Annotated in this window: 17 protein-coding genes; 9 read left to right on the plus strand and 8 right to left on the minus strand. The window is 62.2% G+C overall.

The features are described from left to right. Positions 1 to 523: 523 nt before the first annotated feature. The 4 genes from QP970_RS10235 to QP970_RS10250 are packed head-to-tail and all read left to right on the plus strand — an operon-like array spanning position 524 to position 3,092. The gene (locus tag QP970_RS10235; RefSeq protein ID WP_284772056.1) at positions 524 to 1,882 is read left to right on the plus strand and encodes a DUF445 domain-containing protein; all 1,359 of its coding nucleotides are present in this window, start codon (positions 524 to 526) and stop codon (positions 1,880 to 1,882) included. A 33-nt stretch (positions 1,883 to 1,915) separates the two neighbouring features. Beyond that, positions 1,916 to 2,350: a CGLAU_01105 family protein gene (locus tag QP970_RS10240; RefSeq protein ID WP_284772057.1), complete on the plus strand. Its 435-nt coding sequence runs from the start codon at positions 1,916 to 1,918 to the stop codon at positions 2,348 to 2,350. 5 nt (positions 2,351 to 2,355) lie between these two features. Continuing rightward, complete coding sequence (locus QP970_RS10245) at positions 2,356 to 2,646, plus strand: DUF2516 family protein (protein ID WP_284770986.1); 291 nt, start codon at positions 2,356 to 2,358, stop codon at positions 2,644 to 2,646. A 2-nt stretch (positions 2,647 to 2,648) separates the two neighbouring features. Beyond that, complete coding sequence (locus QP970_RS10250) at positions 2,649 to 3,092, plus strand: deoxyribose-phosphate aldolase (RefSeq protein WP_284772058.1); 444 nt, start codon at positions 2,649 to 2,651, stop codon at positions 3,090 to 3,092. 38 nt (positions 3,093 to 3,130) lie between these two features. Here the strand turns inward: QP970_RS10250 and QP970_RS10255 are convergent, their stop codons facing one another. From QP970_RS10255 to QP970_RS10265, 3 genes are read right to left on the minus strand one after another with little or no spacing between them, the layout of a single operon-like run. Continuing rightward, positions 3,131 to 3,934, minus strand: coding sequence for an LmeA family phospholipid-binding protein (locus tag QP970_RS10255; RefSeq protein WP_284772059.1), 804 nt, complete (start codon positions 3,932 to 3,934; stop codon positions 3,131 to 3,133). A 49-nt stretch (positions 3,935 to 3,983) separates the two neighbouring features. Then, complete coding sequence (locus tag QP970_RS10260; RefSeq protein ID WP_284772060.1) at positions 3,984 to 4,793, minus strand: class I SAM-dependent methyltransferase; 810 nt, start codon at positions 4,791 to 4,793, stop codon at positions 3,984 to 3,986. Positions 4,794 to 4,825: 32 nt separating this feature from the next. Beyond that, entirely contained in the window at positions 4,826 to 5,317 is a 492-nt protein-coding gene (locus QP970_RS10265; RefSeq protein WP_284772061.1) for a DUF2505 domain-containing protein, read from the minus strand. Between the two features lie 24 nt (positions 5,318 to 5,341). Here QP970_RS10265 and QP970_RS10270 point away from each other — a divergent pair, with 24 nt between their 5' ends. Further along, positions 5,342 to 6,466 carry a UDP-N-acetylmuramate dehydrogenase gene (locus QP970_RS10270; protein WP_284772062.1) on the plus strand — a complete coding sequence of 375 codons (1,125 nt, stop codon included), beginning with the start codon at positions 5,342 to 5,344 and terminating at the stop codon, positions 6,464 to 6,466. Between the two features lie 161 nt (positions 6,467 to 6,627). Here the strand turns inward: QP970_RS10270 and QP970_RS10275 are convergent, their stop codons facing one another. The 5 genes from QP970_RS10275 to QP970_RS10295 form a co-directional block, all read right to left on the minus strand. Then, positions 6,628 to 7,104, minus strand: a complete 477-nt coding sequence (locus QP970_RS10275; protein WP_023025084.1) for an S-ribosylhomocysteine lyase — start codon at positions 7,102 to 7,104, stop codon at positions 6,628 to 6,630. Positions 7,105 to 7,173: 69 nt separating this feature from the next. Further along, entirely contained in the window at positions 7,174 to 8,727 is a 1,554-nt protein-coding gene (locus tag QP970_RS10280; RefSeq protein WP_284772064.1) for an AMP-binding protein, read from the minus strand. A gap of 11 nt (positions 8,728 to 8,738) precedes the next feature. Further along, positions 8,739 to 10,448 (minus strand): long-chain-fatty-acid--CoA ligase, encoded by a 1,710-nt coding sequence (locus tag QP970_RS10285; protein WP_284772065.1) that lies wholly within the window; start codon positions 10,446 to 10,448, stop codon positions 8,739 to 8,741. A gap of 70 nt (positions 10,449 to 10,518) precedes the next feature. Beyond that, positions 10,519 to 11,088 carry a methylated-DNA--[protein]-cysteine S-methyltransferase gene (locus tag QP970_RS10290; protein WP_284772066.1) on the minus strand — a complete coding sequence of 190 codons (570 nt, stop codon included), beginning with the start codon at positions 11,086 to 11,088 and terminating at the stop codon, positions 10,519 to 10,521. 22 nt (positions 11,089 to 11,110) lie between these two features. Next, positions 11,111 to 12,829 carry a long-chain-fatty-acid--CoA ligase gene (locus tag QP970_RS10295; protein WP_284772067.1) on the minus strand — a complete coding sequence of 573 codons (1,719 nt, stop codon included), beginning with the start codon at positions 12,827 to 12,829 and terminating at the stop codon, positions 11,111 to 11,113. A 66-nt stretch (positions 12,830 to 12,895) separates the two neighbouring features. Here QP970_RS10295 and mshA point away from each other — a divergent pair, with 66 nt between their 5' ends. The 4 genes from mshA to QP970_RS10315 are packed head-to-tail and all read left to right on the plus strand — an operon-like array spanning position 12,896 to position 16,991. Next, positions 12,896 to 14,161: a D-inositol-3-phosphate glycosyltransferase gene (gene mshA / locus QP970_RS10300; RefSeq protein WP_284772068.1), complete on the plus strand. Its 1,266-nt coding sequence runs from the start codon at positions 12,896 to 12,898 to the stop codon at positions 14,159 to 14,161. 41 nt (positions 14,162 to 14,202) lie between these two features. Beyond that, complete coding sequence (locus QP970_RS10305; protein WP_284772069.1) at positions 14,203 to 14,952, plus strand: phosphoglyceromutase; 750 nt, start codon at positions 14,203 to 14,205, stop codon at positions 14,950 to 14,952. Between the two features lie 51 nt (positions 14,953 to 15,003). Next, entirely contained in the window at positions 15,004 to 16,284 is a 1,281-nt protein-coding gene (locus QP970_RS10310) for a sensor histidine kinase (RefSeq protein ID WP_284772070.1), read from the plus strand. Then, positions 16,281 to 16,991, plus strand: coding sequence for a response regulator transcription factor (locus QP970_RS10315; RefSeq protein ID WP_284772071.1), 711 nt, complete (start codon positions 16,281 to 16,283; stop codon positions 16,989 to 16,991). The genes QP970_RS10310 and QP970_RS10315 overlap by 4 nt, the downstream gene beginning before the upstream one ends. The last annotated feature ends 3 nt before the right edge of the window (positions 16,992 to 16,994 follow it).

Below are 16,994 nucleotides of genomic sequence, written 5' to 3' on the forward strand. Positions count from 1 at the left end.
CTGGACATGGTGGTAGATTACCTTTCTTTCCAGCCCGACTGGGCTGGATATCAGGTGTCCACCAAACAGGGGTCAGGCCCTCCATCTTCTTATGCGGGTTAGGTACCTACACACACAAACCATCAGACACTCTCGATTGGCCCATCAACATCCCCTGTTTCAAAGCTCTCACGTACTAAAGGGTCAATCGAAGACCAGCCGCGAAGGCTAAAATATCCCGTTGCAATATCAATTCGGTGATATGACGGAAAACTTTCGAAGACCGAAGCTAAGTTTTGTTTCAGGGGTTTGATTGTCATAGATAGAAGGCGCGGAACCAGTTTACGTATAGGTATCCATGTGCAAAGGCTATTCACCGGAAAGCGCTGGAAATGGAACGTGACCTTCGAATAAAGATCAGGATCCGTAGGGGCATAGGTCTAACCCCTAACTGAATTGGTCGCGTGGTTTAGCGAGTGTTTTAGGACGCACTAGTGTTAGAGAATGAAGCTCGAAAGCACCTTCCCAATCCCAAGGAGACCACATGAACCACCGCGCGGACGAAGGCCTCGAATCGGCAACCGCTTCGGCACCGGAGCCGGAAACTGCAACGGCGCCGTCGGGCGCTGCTCCCGTTCCGCAGGCCGGTAACCAGGAGGCCCGGCGGGCGGACTTGCGGCGGTGGAAGGCGATTGCGCTGTCGTTCCTGATTGGTGCGGCGGTGATCTTTTTGGGGTGTTCGTGGTGGCAGGCGTCGGAAAGCGGGGCTCCAGTGTGGGTGGGCTACGTGCGTGCGGCGGCGGAGGCCGGCATGGTCGGTGGCCTGGCGGACTGGTTTGCGGTGACGGCACTGTTCCGCCGGCCGATGGGCCTGCCCATTCCGCACACGGCGCTGATTCCGAATAATAAGGACCGCGTGGGCGATGCGCTGAAGGACTTTGTGGAGGAGAACTTCCTTACCGCGGATGCGCTGAGTGCCAAGGTGCGGGAGGCGGAGCTGCCGCTGTGGTTGGCGCGCCAGGGGGCAGCACCCGGCAAGGCGGAGGAGGTCTCCGAATGGATTGGCCAGCGCGCCGCCAGCGTGGTGGAGGACCTTGACCCGGCTGAGGCGGAGCAGTTCATCCGCACCCAGGTCATGGACCGCCTGGCGGAGCCGGAGTGGGGGCCGCCATTGGGCCGGTTGCTGGAGGGCTATATCGCGGACGGCAAGGCGCGCCCGCTGGAGGATGACCTCATTGACTGGGCACACAAGAAGATTCTTGGCATGGAATCGACGGTGGTCACGGCCATCGATGAGCGCATGCCCGGGTGGGCGCCGCGCTTTGCCCGCGAGATGGTGGGGGACAAGGTCTATAGCGAGCTCGTTAATTTCGCCGAGGAAGTTCGCCGCGATGGCAACCACGAGGCCCGCCTGGCCATTCGCCGCAACCTATCCAAGCTGGCTGCGGATCTGCAGTGGGATGCGGATATGCGCGAGCGCATTGAGAACATCAAGCAAGAGATGCTTGCCTCTGATCAGGTGCAGCAGGCGCCGGCGGCGATGTGGCGCACGATTTCTACCACGCTGATTGATCAGTTCAATGACCCGGAGTCCTTCCTGCGGCAGAAGATGACGGCCAAGGTGAAGGAACTAGCGCACCGGTTGCTCGAGGATTCCGAGTTCTTGGCCCAGGCCAATGATCTTGTGGACAAGGCCGCGCGCTACGCGGTGGAGAAATTCGCCCCGGAGATCATCGCGATCATCCCGGAGACCATCAAGCGCTGGGATGCGCAGGAGGCCTCGCAAAATATCGAGCTGATGGTGGGCAAGGATCTGCAATTTATTCGCCTTAACGGCACTATCGTCGGCTCCCTGGCAGGCTTGGCCATATATGCTGTTAATCATCTCATTTTCGGCGCCTAATGCGCCGGAATAATTCATCACACGGAGGATTTCATGACTGAGAAGAAGAAGCTTTTTGATTCCCTGAAGGAAGCCGGTGCGTCCGCGCTAAATACCGCCAAGGATTTCGGCGGCCGCCTGCAGGAAGAGCGCGAGAACCAGGGCGCGCAGGGCGCAGGTGCGCAGGGCCCACAGGGCGATAAGGACGGCATGCTGGATAAGGCCACCAACACCGCCAAGCAGTGGGGCGCGTCCATCAAGAAGGCCGCGGAAGAAACCCGCGACTCGGAGGCTTTCTCTGAGGCGAAGGACAAGTTCGCGGATGCGTACCAGGAAACCCGCGAGGGCGTGAAGGACGCGTATGGCTATGCCCAGGAGCGCGTGAACGAGAAGAAGAACGCGCCCAAGAACGGTAATTCCGCTGCGGCGGACAAGGACGATAATATTATCGATGGCGAAGTTATCGATACCGACGAACCCACGAATTAATCTGCATGTACCTCTTACTTGACATTGCCTATAATTTTCCCATCTACTTCTTCCAGGTCCTGACCATTACCGCCATCATCGGGGCCGTGCTCGCGGCATCTACGCGCGAGGACGCGTTTCGGGCCGGCGACCGCAAGGGTAAATGGGTATGGGTAGGCCTACTTGCGGGCTCGGCGGTTGCGATGGCTACCGGCCTCCAAATTTTGGCGTGGATTGGCACGGTCATCACCGGCATCTACTGGTTTGACGTGCGCCCGCAGCTCAAGGCCATCATCAACGGCGACTACAGCTACTAAGCATGAAAAATCTCTTGCACGCTTCCGCCACTGAGGTCAGGGAGCAGGCCGCCGGGCAGCATGTTTTGGTCTCGCCGCATCACGTGACGGTGGCGGCCGCAGCCGATCCAGCGGGCATTACGGCCGTGGCGGGCTATCCCACCGGCCGGCACCACACGCTCATCAAGGCTTCTGAGGCCCGCCTGGCCATCCAGTCCGGCGCGGACGAGGTGTGGGTCAGCGTTGATGCCACGCTTGCCGATGTTACCCCTATCCTCTCCGAGCTCGTCGCCATCCGCGAGGCCTGCCCGGACCCAGCCCGCGTGGGCCTCATCTTGCCGGAGGTGGAGCCGGCGCGGTCCCTCGCGGAAACCGCCGCCGCCCAGGCGGGATTTCACGCACTCGTCATAGAAAAAGGCAGCGAGCTGTCCAGCTCGCTGCCCGTCGTAGAATTTCCCACCGCCTAAGTCTCTCCCTAGGTCGGCCGCTTCTGCGGCCGACGTTGTTAGGCGGCTTTCTTCTGTTCGTCGCTTTCGCCCGAGAAGTGTTCCAAATCATTCAAGGGAACATCGGTGCCCGTAAAGGTGAGCGTGAGCTTGCCATCGCCCACGTCCACGGATTCGACCTGCAAGTCCTTGGCAATGAGCTCATCAGACATGCCTTCCTGCAGTGCCTCGGAAATGGAACTAGTTGCTTGCTCAGGAAGCGACAGGCCAAAGATGGCGGCCTCGGTGGCATTGATCTCTAGCTTGCCGTCGCGGGCGGTGGGCTTGAGCGAAAGGCTGGCCAAGCCGCCGCCGAACTTCACTTCCAGCTCGTCGCTCTGGTCATTCGCGGTGATTTCAGTAACCACCATATTCCCAATGGTGTCGCTGCCGGATTGGTCCGAGATTCCTTTTTGGAAGCTAGCCAGCAGGTAGTCATCCGGAACGGTGGTGGTGGCGCGGAGGGAGCCGGCCACTGGGTTATCCGCATCCGTGGACATATCTTCCACGTGGATTTCGGAGGCGGGTTGCCCCTTGATCTGGGAGCCTTCGATCTGCAGGGTCGACGGCGTGGTCATGTCCATCTGGGAAATCGAGCCGCGCATAAGCCCAAAGAGGAGGGGGCTGCCGCCAAAGCTTACCGAGGGATCTTCCGTTGCCTCGATGCCTTCTTCTTTGGCGCTATTTTTAAACTCCTCGGTCATCTGATTACTAATGAACCAGCGCAGGCCAAATTCGGCGATGAGGATGATAATAAGCAGCGCTACGAGGACGCCTACGACAATTTTCCAAGCGAGCGATCCGCCCGATTTCTTTGCAGCCATGACTACCAGTGTGGCGCATGAGGCGGCCGGTGGCAATGTGTGCTGGATATTAGCGGGGCGCGATGCTCTCCCAGCTCACAGTGAGCGTATTATCGCGCAGCCGGCGGCGGGGAGGCTGGAGGTTAAAGGGGGCATCGGCAAACAGGGCTTGTGCCATGCGCCATCGCACCCGCGGGCCGTGCGGGGCCCACCCAGCGGCGCGATCCCAGGCCCTATCGGCGGCCTGCAGGAGCTCGTGGATGGGCTCGCCGGGCACGTTGCGGTGGATGAGCACTTTGGGCAGGCGCTCGGCCACATCGGAGGGGCGGGCCACGTCGAAGGGATCCCACGCGAGCGTCAGCGTCTTCGGGCCATGCTGATCGAGCAGGATCCACGCCGCGCGCCGGCCCAGCTCATCGCAGGTGCCTTCCACGAAGAACCCGCCAGGGGCCAGGCGGGAACACACCGTCTGCCAGGCCTCCGCAACCTGGTCCACGTCGTATTGGCGCAGCACATTAAAGGCACGCACCACCTGCGGACGGTAGCCCGCAAGCTCAAATCCGCCCAGCTCAAAGCGCACGCCATCGCGCGGCGGTAGCACCCGGTCCGGGTGGATTTCCAGCCCGCGCACATCCACGCGGGGATTGATGCGGCGCAGCCACCGCGCCCACTCCACGGTGGTGGTATGGGAGGCACCGTAGCCCACGTCGAGCGCGAGCGGGGTGCGCACGTGGCGCAGCAGCGCCGAAATTTCTGGGTGGGCGACCATCCACCTATCGCAGCGCCGCAGCCGGTTGTAATTGGTGGTGCCGCGGGTAATAACGCCAAAAGGCCGACCCGCTGCTGCGCTGGCGCGCAGGTTATGAGCGTGGTCGGCCATGGGAATCGGTGGATTCTAAGGTTGGGAGTGCCTTAGGAGTTTTCAGAAATCCACTGTTCGGTCAGCTTGCCCTCGTTATCAAAGAGCTCTGCCAGGGATTCGCCCACCTTCGGCTCGATGGCTGCGCCCATCATCGGGATCTTGACGGAGATCTCGTTGGTGTAGGTCAGCTTGGTCATCTCGCCCTCGCCGGCCAGGGAAATATCGCCCTTGAAGTCCACCGGGGTGCCCTTGACGTCAGCGGTGTAGTTGACGTCAGCGGCCTGGCCGTTGAGCTCGCCCACGGTGACCACGCGCTTGACCTTGAGGTCCTGCGAGACCATGGCGCGCACTGCCTCTGGCAAAAGGGTGGTCGGCAGGACCTCGTAGAGCGTGGCTACGTTATCGGAGAAATCGTGAACCTGGCCTGCCTCCGGGGAAAGGTTTGCCACGATGTACTCCCAGTACCCCTGGGTGAGCAGCGCCTTGTGAACCATGTCGATAGGCTGATTGATGGTTACGGTGTTTTCACTACGAGTTGACATGCTTAACAGACTACCTTGGTATACGTGCTTGATAAATTTTTGACGCAACAACTCACAGCAATCGACGGCGTAGACGTGGATCCCACGGCGAGCTTTGCTGATCTCACCACCTTGCGCGTGGGGGGAAAGCCACGGGTCACGTTGCGTTGCTCGCTGCCTGAAGCGGCAGTTGCGGCACTGCGGTACCTCGAGAAAGAAAAAGTTCCCTTCATTGTGGTTGGCGGCGGCTCCAACCTGCTGGTTTCTGATGGTGAGGTAGACGTGGTCGCCGTCGTCCTCGACTTTGCCGCGGTGGACATGGATACCGAAACTGGCCTCGTGCGCGCCCAAGCCGGTGCGGTATGGGACGAGGTCGTGGCGGAATCCGTGACGCAGTCCCTGGGCGGCATCGAGTGCCTGTCCGGCATCCCCGGCACGGTGGGCGCGGTGCCCGTGCAAAACGTGGGTGCCTATGGCGCCGAGATTTCTGAGGTCTTGACCCGTGTGCGCCTGTATAACCTGCGCACCGATGCCGATGAGTGGGTTCCCGTCTCCGATCTCGATCTGGCCTACCGCTATTCCAACCTGAAATTCACCGGCCGCGCGGTGGTGCTCGAGGTCGAATTGCAATTGACCACGGATGGGCTCTCTCGCCCCCTGCGCTTTGGGCAGCTTACCGATGCCCCCGGCGAGCGCCGCCCCGTCGCCCAGGTCCGCGAGGAGGTCCTCGCCCTGCGCCGCGGCAAGGGCATGGTGCTCGATGCCGCCGACCATGACACCTGGTCCGCCGGCTCTTTCTTCACCAACCCCGTGGTCGAATCCAGCGTCGCCGACGCCATCCAAGACAAGGTGCGCGCCACGCTTGGCGATGCCCCCGCCGACCGCATGCCCCGCCACCCCGTCGCCACCGCACAGGGCGAATCGTCCCCGCACGAGAAGCTCTCGGCCGCTTGGCTTATCGATAACGCCGGCTTTACAAAGGGCTACCCCGGATCCGGCCCGGCAACGCTATCCACCAAGCACACCCTGGCGCTGACTAACCGCGGAAACGCGAGCGCCGCCGATATTGTCGCGCTGGCCCGCACTATTCGCGATGGCGTCCGCGAGGCCTTCGGCGTCGAGCTCGTGCCCGAGCCCGTGTGGCTGGGCCTATCCATGGACGAGGACTAGGCCGCGCCTCTCGGCGCGACGGGGCCTTAGCCGCTGGGTTCGCGCCGGGTTTTAGGCCCGCGCGGAGATAAAAACGTCCAAAACAACCGCGTTCTTCTAAAATTCGCCCTCATTTTTGGCGAAACGCGGTTGTTTTGGACGGAAGTGTTGCTTGCGGGCTCCTAGGCAGCCATGACCTCGAGCCACTCCGGCTTGGCGTCTAGGAACTTGCGGGCCGCATCCTGCGCGCCCTTCAAGCTGTGGTGTGCGCCCCAACCGCACTGCTCTTCGTTGGCGGCGGGAACCTCGGTGGCGGTGAGGATATCGTTCAGCGCACCCTCAACGGCGCGCAGCAATTCATCCTGCTCCATGCCGTTGGTAATGGCGTAGAAGCCGGTGCGGCAGCCCATAGGGGCAAAGCCGATGAGCTTATCGGTGTAGTTGCGCATAAAGTTGGCCATCATGTGCTCCACGGAGTGCAGCGCCTCCGTGTCCAGGTGCTCCTTATTGGGCTGGCAGAAGCGCAGGTCGTACTTGATAATCTCGACGCCGCCGCCCAAATCGGTGCGGTCAGCCACCCGGATATAAGGCGCGCTGACGAGGCGGTGGTCGAGCTCGAAGGACTTGACGTTAATCTTTTCTTGGTTCTGTTCAGTCATACTCCCCAGCCTAATCGCTGCGAGTGTCACTTCACAGAATAGATTCTTCAGCCGACTGTGCGCCGCGAGTTAGCGGGAGGACACTTCCGCCACCAAGATTTCCTGTACCTGGCGGCGGCGCAGCTTGCCCAGCTGATCGGTGGGCAATTCTTCTTGCACCACGAAATGCCGCGGGACCTTATAGCGGGCCAGGAGGCCGCGGCAGTGCTCGCGCAGCGCTTCCGCGTCGAAGGTGGCGCCGGGGTGGAGCACAAGGCAGGCGGCGACATCCTCGGAACCATCGGCACGCGGGACGCCGGCCACCGCGGCTTGGCTTATCGCGGGGTGGCTCAACAATGCATGTTCCACCTCGCTGGGAAAGACGTTAAAGCCACCGGTGATGATGACCTCTTTAATCCGGCCCACCAGCCGGAAATGGCCATCGGCCTCGCGCACACCCATATCGCCGGTGCGCAGCCAATCGCCGTGGAATGCCTCCCGCGTGGCGGCGGGATTATCGAGGTAGCCCGAAAAAACCTGGGGCCCGCGGGCAAGGATCTCGCCGGGCGTGCCATCGGGTTGGCTGCGGTCAAGGTCAGCGGGATCCCCGATGCGCAAGTCGGTATCGGCAAGCGGCTTGCCGATGGTCCCCACGCGCCGACCCTCACCAAGCGGGTTGATGGTCAGCACGGGGGAGGCCTCGGTAAGACCGTAGCCCTCGACAAGCATGCCGCCGGTGCGGTCTTGCCAGGGCTCGATGATGCGCGCGGGCAGCGATGCCGCGCCGGAAATGGCGTAGCGCACCCCGCCCAGGTCTGTGGCCTGCTCGGCGGTCGGCTCAGCGGCCGCCTCGGAGGCAGATTCTGCCGCCAGCTCGCCCATGGCGCGCTCATAAATGGTGGGAACGCCCGGCATCCAGGTCGGGCGGCGCTGTGCCAAGGCGCCGACCACGGCTGCGGGGCGTGGGGAGGGCAGCAGGATGATCTCGGCGGCGCAGCGCACCGCGAGCAAGACGCTCATGGTCAATCCATAAGAGTGGAACATCGGCAGCGTGGCGAGGAAACGCTCGTGGCCCGGGCGCAGATCGGCCTGGGCTTCCAATTGGATGCAGTTCGCGGCGAGGTTGCCGTGCGTGAGCACCACGCCCTTGGGCTGGCCGGTGGTGCCGGAGGTGTAGAGGATGAGGGCGGCATCGGCAAGCGCGGCCTGGCGGTGAGGCACTGGGGCGCCGGAGAGGGGAAGGGGCGCCTCCAAGGACACGGGAATCACCGTGCTGGCTAGGCCATCGACCACGGCGGCGACCTGATCCCAGACCAAGGCGATGCGGGCGCCGTGGTGGGCAAAGAGCGGGGCCAACTCGTGGGCGGTGTACTGAGGGTTATGCTCGACCACGACCGCGCCCAGGCGCAGCACCGCGAAAAAGGCAATGAGGTGCTGCGGGGAGTTGGGCAAGACCAGCGCCACCCGGTCGCCGGGGCGGATTCCCATCTCCCGCAGGGCGCCGGCGGCAGCGGCGATACGGGTATCCAACTCCGCGTAGCTCAGGGTCTCGCCCGCGAAAAAGGTGGCGGGACGGTGGGGGAAGTTGGCTACGGCGGTGGCGAGGAAATCCGTCAGCGTGGCGTCGTACTCGAGGTCTGACATGGTGGTTAATACTAAGCCTTCTGTTTGAGGAGATCGAGGAGATCCTGCTGCACCATGCGGCGGCGGACCTTGCCCAGCTGGTCCGAAGCCAGCTCCTCAAAGTGGTAGAAGGTGCGCGGAACCTTGTAGCGGGTCAGGCGCTCGCGGCAGAAGGATTTGAGGCCTTCTGGGTCCAAGACGGCGCCATCGCGCAGGATGAGACAGGCGACGACGTCCTCGGAGCCATCCTTGCGCGGGCGGCCCACCACGGCGACCTCCTTGATGTCTGGGTGCTTGCGCACCACCTCTTCGACTTCGGCCGGGTAGACGTTAAAGCCGCCGGTGATGATGATTTCCTTGATGCGGCTAACCAGCTTGACCCAGCCGTCCTCATCCATGGTGGCCATATCGCCGGTGCGGAACCAGCCGTTGTGGAAGGACTCCTCGGTGGCCTTTTCGTTATTGAAATAGCCCTGGAAGATCTGCGGCCCGCGAGCCAGCATCTCGCCCGGCTCGCCATCTGGCTGGGTTTCATCGAGGTTATCCGGGTTGCCAATGCGCACCTCGGTATCGGGAAAGGGCAGGCCCACATAGCCCGGGCGGCGGTTGCCGTTCATGGGGTTGCCAATGAGCACGGGGGAGGTCTCGGTCATACCAAATCCCTCCACGAGGCGGCCGCCGGTCATGGATTCCCAGCGCTCCATCACGTCAACCGGCAGGGTAGCGGCGCCGGAGAAGGCGTTGCTGATGCCGGCAAGATCCACGCCCTTGTCCTCGGCGGCGTCCATGATCTTCTCGTATAACGTGGGCACGCCCGGTAGCCAGGTGGGGGTGTGCTTCTTAACGATGTCCATGATGAGCGGCATCTGCGGGGATGGAACCAAGATGAGCTCGGCGCCGAAGTAGATGCTGAGCACGCACAGCGTGGTCATGCCGTAGGCGTGGAAGAGCGGCAATGCGGCGAGGAAGCGCTGGTCGGTGGCGTCCATATTCGTCAGCCAGGCTTCGCCCTGCACGCAGTTGGAGATGAGGTTGCCGTGCGAAAGCAGCGCGCCCTTGGGCTTGCCTGTGGTGCCGGAGGTGTAGAGGATAAGCGCGATATCGTCCTGCGTGACCTTGGCAATCTCGAGGTCCTTGCCATCGCCGCCGATGGCAGAACCGATAAGCGTGGACCAGGCCACGGTATTCGGGGCCGTGCCGGTTAGCTGCTCGCGCTTGGCGGCCAGCGGCGGCAGGGGAATCCGGAGTGCGAGGCGCTTGAGCGGTGGCATCGCATCGATCATGTTGACGGACACGATGGTCTCTAGTGGGGTGGTGGCGCGCAGCTTATTCAGCGTCTGCGCCGTCTTATCCCAGGCGATGGCCACACGCGCGCCATGGTCCTGGAAAAGCCCCTCGAGCTCGTGGGCGGTGTAGAGGGGATTGTGTTCCACCGCGGTGGCCCCGAGCAGCTGGATGGCATAAAACGCCACCACGTGTTGGGGGCAGTTAGGCATGACGATGGCGACCCTATCGCCAGGCCGGATGCCAAAGGCCTTAAGTCCCGCAGCGGCGGCGCGCACCTGTGCGTCTAGGTCCGCGTAGCTCTGTGTACTGCCGAAGAAGTAGGTAGCGGACTTATTCGCATTGATGCGGAGGTTATTGACGTAGTAGTCAACGATGGTTTTATCGCCGTAATCAAGCGTGGCGGGGGTCCAGTCGCTGTAGTGCTTAATCCAGGCCCGGGATTCGTATGCGGACACGCGCTGCCCTTTCGTTTGCTAAAGAAAAATATTACAAAGGGCGAGTATACCCAGAACGTGAGGAAATCCTCTAGTTTTCTTCGAGTGTCAGCAAAAAACGCTTGATATCCAGGCCACCGGCATAGCCGCCGAGCGTTCCATCGCTGCGCAGCACGCGGTGGCAGGGCCGAATAATCGGCAGGGGATTGGCGCCGCAGGCGGTGCCGACCGCCCGGGTAGCAGCGGGGCGCCCCACGGCGGCTGCGAGCTCGCCATAGCTTGAGATTTCGCCGTAGCCAATGGTGTCCAACTGCGCGTGAATTTGGGCGCGAAATTCCGTCGTCGGCGCCGGGTTGAGCGGCAGGTCAAACTCGCGGCGGCGCCCAGCGAAATACTCCGCGAGCTGCTCTTGCGCCGCATCTAAGATGTCTGCACCGCGCTTGTCGATGCCCCCATGTACTCCGCCGCTTTCCTCGCCGCGAACCTGATTGGTTTTGCGGTGCCCCTTGCTGTTTTCGTCGCGAACCTCATTGGGTTTGCGGCGACCCTTGCTGGTTCCGTCGCGACCCAACTGGATCGCGACGAAGTCAACGCGGGACAGCCCGTCTGCATCCGCGGTGAGCAGCAGCGGGCCGATGGGGGTATCGATGGTGCGCAGCATGGTGGTGGGAACTCTAGGTGTTTTAGGAGTTCTTCTCCGCTTCGAGGCGGTTGATGAGGTCTTCTTGTACCTCACGGCGGCGGATCTTGCCCATTTGGTCCTTGGCCAGTTCTTCGAAGTGGTAGAAGGTGCGCGGGACCTTGTAGCGGGTCAGGCGCTCGCGGCAGTACTCCTTGAGGCCTTCGGGGTCGAGCGCGGCGCCATCGGCAAGATCGAGGCAGGCAACGACATCTTCGGAGCCATCGTCGCGCGGGCGGCCCACGACAGCGGCGTCGTCGACGCTGGGGTGCTCGCGCAGGATTTCTTCGACCTCGCCCGGGTAGACGTTGAAGCCGCCGGTGATGATGATTTCCTTGATGCGGCTGACTAGGCGGATGAAGCCGTCTTCTTCCATGATGCCCATGTCACCGGTGCGGAACCAGTCATCGTGGAAGGCGGCATCGGTGGCTTCCTGGTTATTAAGATAGCCCTTGAAAATCTGCGGGCCGCGGGCCAGCACCTCGCCCTCAACACCGTCTGGCTGGGTCTCATCCAGGTTATCGGGGTTGGCGATGCGCACCTCGGTATCCGGGAAGGGAATGCCCACGTAGCCGGGGCGGCGGTCGGTGCTCATGGGGTTGCCCACGATAATGGGGGAGCACTCGGTAAGCCCGTAGCCTTCCACGAGTAAGCCGCCGGTGGCGTTTTCCCACTTATTGACGGTCTCAGAAGGCAGGGTGGATGCGCCAGAGAAGGCCGCGCGCACGCCCTTGATGGGTACTTCTTGCTCCTCGGCGGCCTTGACGATGCGCTCGTACAAGGTAGGAACGCCCGGGACCCAGGTCGGGGTGTGCTTCTTCATCAGCTGCATGATGAGCGGGATCTGCGGCACGGGGAGGATGACCAATTCGCCGCCGATAAGCTGTGCCAAGGTGACGTTCATGGTCAGGCCATATGCGTGGAAGAAGGGTAGGGCGGCGAGCATGCGCTCTGGCTTATCGCCCAAGCCTGGAACCCAAGCCTTGCCCTGCAGCAGGTTGGATACGAGGTTGCCGTGCGAGAGCATCGCGCCCTTGGGCGCACCGGTCGTACCGGAGGTGTACATCACCAGCGCGACGGTGTCTTTATCAATGTCCTCTGGCGTCTTAATATCGCTGCCGTTGCCACCGATGGCATCGCCAATCAGCGCCTCCCACGGCACGGTATTTGGTGCCGGGGCAGAAAGCTGCTCGCGCTTGGCCTTGAGCGGGGGAAGCGGCAGGCGCAGCGCGGCGCGCTGCAGGGTGGGCATGGCGTTGATCATGTTGATGGACACGACCGTTTCCAGGTTGGTGGTAGCCCGCAGCTTCTCCAGGGTGGGGGCGGCCTTGTCCCAGGCGATGGCGATGCGCGCGCCGTGATCCTGGAAAAGCCCCTCCAGCTCGTGGGCGGTATAAAGCGGGTTGTGCAGCACAACCTGGGCGCCGAGCTTCAAGATGGCATAAAAGGCCGCGATGTACTGCGGGCTATTGGGGGCAACGATGGCTACGCGGTCACCGGGGCGCACGCCGAAGGCCTTCAAGCCGGCTGCGGCGGCGCGCACTTGGCGGTCCAGCTCGGAATAGTTTTGGCTGCGTCCAAAGAAATACGTGGCTGACTTATCGCCATTGACCTTGAGGTTGTTGTCATACAGGTCTAACAGGGTGGTGTTGCCATAGTCGAGGCTATGCGGCGTCCACTCCGGGTAATACTGGAGCCATGCCTTTGATTCATAAGCGGACAATGCGTGACCTTTCGGTAGCGTAGGTTATTGGCAGGGGCCAGTATAGCGCCGCTAAGATGGGTCACCATGCGCATCGCCATGATTTCTATGCATACCTCCCCCATTGAGCAGCCTGGCTCCGGGGATGCCGGCGGAATGAACGTCTACGTTTTAAATATTGCCTGCCAATTAGCCCAGCTAGGCGTAGAGGTAGATGTCTATACCCGTGCGACCCGCCCCAGCCACAAAGAAATCGTGGACGTGGCCCCCAACCTGCGGGTGATCAACATCGTGGCAGGCCCCTTTGAGGGGCTAGAAAAAGAAGATCTGCCCACCCAACTCGCGGCCTTTTCCGGCGGCGTGGTGCAATTTGCTAAATGGCAGGGCAAAAAATATGACCTCATTCATTCCCACTACTGGCTTTCTGGCCAGGTGGGGTGGCTGCTGCGCGATCTATGGGGCATTCCGCTGGTCCACACCGCCCACACCTTGGCCGCGGTGAAAAACGCCTACCGCACGGCCGAGGACACCGTGGAATCAGAAGCGCGGCGCATCTGCGAGCAACAATTGGTGGATAACGCAGACCTCCTCGTGGTCAATACCGATCAGGAAGCCCGCGACCTAGCCGAGCATTACGATGCTGACCGCGATATCATCCGCGTGGTCTCCCCGGGCGCCGACGTGGGGCTATTTACCCCAGGTACCGACCGCAATACGGAGCGTTCCCGCCGCGAGCTGGGCATCCCGCTGCATACCAAGGTCGTGGCCTTTGTGGGGCGGCTACAGAAATTCAAGGGGCCCGAAGTCCTTATCCGGACCGCCGCCGAACTGTGCCACCGCGAGCCCACCCGCGATTTTCGAGTGCTCATCTGCGGTGGGCCATCCGGGGCCAATGCCTCGCCGGAGGCGTATAGGGAATTGGCGCGGGAGTTGGGCGTGCAAAAGCGCGTGCGCTTTTTAGGGCCCCGCCCGCCCGAGGAGCTGGTGGGTGTGTACCGCGCAGCGGATATTGTGGCGGTACCCAGCTACAACGAGTCCTTTGGTCTAGTGGCGCTCGAGGCCCAGGCTTCTGGCACGCCGGTCGTCGCCGCGGCCGTGGGTGGGCTGTCCATCGCTGTCGTCGATGGTGAGACCGGGCTGCTGGTGCCGTCCCACGATCCGAAGGAGTGGGCGGATTCCTTGACCCAGCTGCTGGACGATGACCCCCGGCGCATCGCCATGGGCGAGGCCGCCGTCGCGCACGCCGTGCGCTTTAGCTGGACCAACACGGCCCGGGAGCTGACGGAGATTTATGCCGAAGCCCAGCAGATTCCCGTGCCTGACTGCCACCAACGCCGCGCGATGGGAGACTAGCCTCACTGACGCGCCGGGCGGTTTCGTGGCATGCTGGAGGCATGACTAACGGAAAACTGATTCTTCTTCGCCACGGCCAATCCACCTGGAATGAATCCAACCAATTTACCGGTTGGGTCGATGTTGATCTGACAGAAAAGGGTGAGGCAGAGGCCAAGCGCGGCGGCGAGCTGCTCGCGCAAGAGGGCATCCTGCCCAACGTGCTGTACACCTCGTTACTGCGCCGCGCAATCCGCACCGCCAATATCGCGCTGGATGCGGCCGACCGCCACTGGATCCCGGTCATCCGCGACTGGCGCCTCAACGAGCGCCACTACGGTGCGCTGCAGGGCCTGAACAAGGCCGAGACCAAGGAAGAGTACGGCGAGGACCAGTTCATGGCATGGCGCCGTTCCTATGACACGCGCCCGCCCGAGCTTGCCGATGACGCCGAGTACTCCCAGGCCAACGACCCCCGCTACGCGGATTTGGACAAGGTCCCACAGACGGAGTGCCTGAAGGACGTTGTCGAGCGCTTCGTGCCCTACTTCGAGGAAGAGATCCTGCCGCGGGCCAAGAAGGGCGAATCCGTCATGATCGCAGCGCACGGCAACTCCCTGCGCGCGTTGGTCAAGCACCTCGATGGCATTTCCGATGATGACATCGCCGGGCTGAATATCCCGACCGGCATTCCGCTGGTGTACGAGATTGCGGAGGATGGCTCCGTGGTCAACGAGGGCGGCACTTACCTGGACCCAGAGGCCGCCGAGGCCGGGGCCGCTGCCGTCGCCGCGCAGGGTGGTGACAAGTAACCCCACTACTGCATATAAGTCCCCGGGGAGGTGCTCCCTGGGGACTTTCTAATGGTTAGGCTTAATGACGTGGAATTAATTTTTGTCTTTCTCGCGGGCGTGGTTGCCTGCGCGGTGGCGCTGCCATTGATTTCCCGGGTGCGCGAGCGCATGGCACGCCGCCAGCGCGCGAGCGATGCCCAGGCAAACCAGGTCACCACCGTGAGCCAAGGCCTCCACCTCGCGGTCCAGGGCTCGCCCACGGCGCTGACGGTGCTCGATAGGAACCAGGAAATCATCCTGTCCAACCCCGCGGCGCACGAGATGTCTGTGGTCCACGATCGCGCCGTCAATCCGGAAATCTGGAAGACCGCGGAGCAGGTCTTCGAGGATAAGGAAACCCGCACCGTGGACTTGGCCATCCCTAAGCGCCGCACCGGGCACCGCGTCACGCAGGTGAGGGCCGTTATCAAGCCGCTGACGCTGAACGATGGCCGCTTCATCATCATCTACGGCACCGATGAGAGCGAAAACGTGCGCATGGAATCCGCGCGCCGTGACTTCGTAGCCAACGTCTCCCACGAGCTGAAAACCCCGGTGGGTGGCATCGCGCTGCTGGCAGAGGCCCTACTGCAAGACCCCGAGGATCCGGAGCACGTGAAGTACTTCGGTACCAAGGTGCAAAAAGAGGCCAACCGCATGGCGGATATGGTCAGCGAGCTGATTTCCCTGTCCAAGCTGCAGGGCGCCGAGGCGCTGCCGGAGATGGAACCGCTCTACGTAGACGATTTGATTGATGAGGCGATTTCGCGCAATCAGCTTGCCGCAGACGCGCGCTCCATCAGGTTGACTCAAGGGCCGTCCGTAGGCGTGCAGGTCATGGGCGACCGGTCCCTCTTGGTAACCGCGCTGTCCAATCTTATTTCCAACGCGATCAATTATTCGCCAGAGGAATTGCCGGTCTCCGTCTCACAGAAGGTAGTGGGGGATGATGTCGTGCTGATCCGGGTGACGGACCGGGGCATCGGCATCCCGCCGGAGCATCAAAAGCGCGTCTTCGAGCGCTTTTTCCGCGTTGACCAAGCCCGGTCGCGGCAGACTGGAGGCACTGGCCTAGGATTAGCAATTGTCAAACACGTGGTGGCCAACCACGGGGGCAATATCAAGCTGTGGTCGCGGCCTGGCACGGGCTCTACTTTTACCATCGAGTTGCCCATATATAAGGAAGAGAAGCCAGCGCACGAGGCTGACTTGCAGGATAATGAAGACAAGGATTCCGTCGATGCGGCGGCTCCTGGGCTCCAGCGTGCGGTAGCACGCGTTGCAGCACGTCGAAAGGATAAAGCACAATGACCACCATTCTCATCGTGGAAGATGAAGAGTCGCTGGCCGATCCGCTGGCATTCTTACTCCGCAAGGAAGGCTTCGAGCCGATTATCGCCCTCGATGGCCCCTCCGCGCTGGAGAAATTCGCCGACAATGACATCGACATCGTGCTACTTGACCTCATGCTGCCCGGTATGTCCGGCACCGACGTGTGCAAGCAGCTACGTGCCACCTCCTCCGTACCGGTCATTATGGTCACCGCGCGCGATGCGGAAATCGATAAGGTCGTGGGCCTAGAGCTGGGCGCGGACGATTACGTCACCAAACCGTATTCCTCCCGCGAGCTCATCGCCCGCATCCGCGCCGTGCTGCGCCGCGGCAACGATCAGTCCTCCCACGCGGACGCCGCGGAGGACGCCGAGGTAGAAGACCAGCAGATCCTATCCGGCGGCCGCGTGAAGATGGATGTGGAGCGCCACATCGTCACCGTGGCGGACGAGCCGGTGGCCATGCCACTCAAGGAGTTTGACCTGCTGGAATACCTCCTGCGCAACGCTGGGCGCGTGCTGACCCGCGGCCAGCTCATTGACCGCATCTGGGGTGCGGATTACGTGGGCGATACCAAAACGCTCGACGTGCACATCAAGCGCCTGCGCACCAAGATTGAGGAGCACCCTTCCCGCCCGAAGCACTTGGTAACGGTGCGCGGACTGGGCTATAAATTCGAACTCTAGCGC

This window comes from Corynebacterium sp. MSK073, from assembly GCF_030232085.1.
Taxonomy (GTDB): domain Bacteria; phylum Actinomycetota; class Actinomycetes; order Mycobacteriales; family Mycobacteriaceae; genus Corynebacterium.

Coding starts and splice junctions, on each gene's coding strand:
- QP970_RS10235 (WP_284772056.1), top strand. CDS start 524: ATGAACCACCGCGCGGACGAAGGCCTCGAATCGGCAACCGCTTCGGCA.
- QP970_RS10240 (WP_284772057.1), top strand. CDS start 1,916: ATGACTGAGAAGAAGAAGCTTTTTGATTCCCTGAAGGAAGCCGGTGCG.
- QP970_RS10245 (WP_284770986.1), top strand. CDS start 2,356: ATGTACCTCTTACTTGACATTGCCTATAATTTTCCCATCTACTTCTTC.
- QP970_RS10250 (WP_284772058.1), top strand. CDS start 2,649: ATGAAAAATCTCTTGCACGCTTCCGCCACTGAGGTCAGGGAGCAGGCC.
- QP970_RS10255 (WP_284772059.1), bottom strand. CDS start 3,934: ATGGCTGCAAAGAAATCGGGCGGATCGCTCGCTTGGAAAATTGTCGTA.
- QP970_RS10260 (WP_284772060.1), bottom strand. CDS start 4,793: ATGGCCGACCACGCTCATAACCTGCGCGCCAGCGCAGCAGCGGGTCGG.
- QP970_RS10265 (WP_284772061.1), bottom strand. CDS start 5,317: ATGTCAACTCGTAGTGAAAACACCGTAACCATCAATCAGCCTATCGAC.
- QP970_RS10275 (WP_023025084.1), bottom strand. CDS start 7,104: ATGACTGAACAGAACCAAGAAAAGATTAACGTCAAGTCCTTCGAGCTC.
- QP970_RS10280 (WP_284772064.1), bottom strand. CDS start 8,727: ATGTCAGACCTCGAGTACGACGCCACGCTGACGGATTTCCTCGCCACC.
- QP970_RS10290 (WP_284772066.1), bottom strand. CDS start 11,088: ATGCTGCGCACCATCGATACCCCCATCGGCCCGCTGCTGCTCACCGCG.
- mshA (WP_284772068.1), top strand. CDS start 12,896: ATGCGCATCGCCATGATTTCTATGCATACCTCCCCCATTGAGCAGCCT.
- QP970_RS10305 (WP_284772069.1), top strand. CDS start 14,203: ATGACTAACGGAAAACTGATTCTTCTTCGCCACGGCCAATCCACCTGG.
- QP970_RS10310 (WP_284772070.1), top strand. CDS start 15,004: ATGGTTAGGCTTAATGACGTGGAATTAATTTTTGTCTTTCTCGCGGGC.
- QP970_RS10315 (WP_284772071.1), top strand. CDS start 16,281: ATGACCACCATTCTCATCGTGGAAGATGAAGAGTCGCTGGCCGATCCG.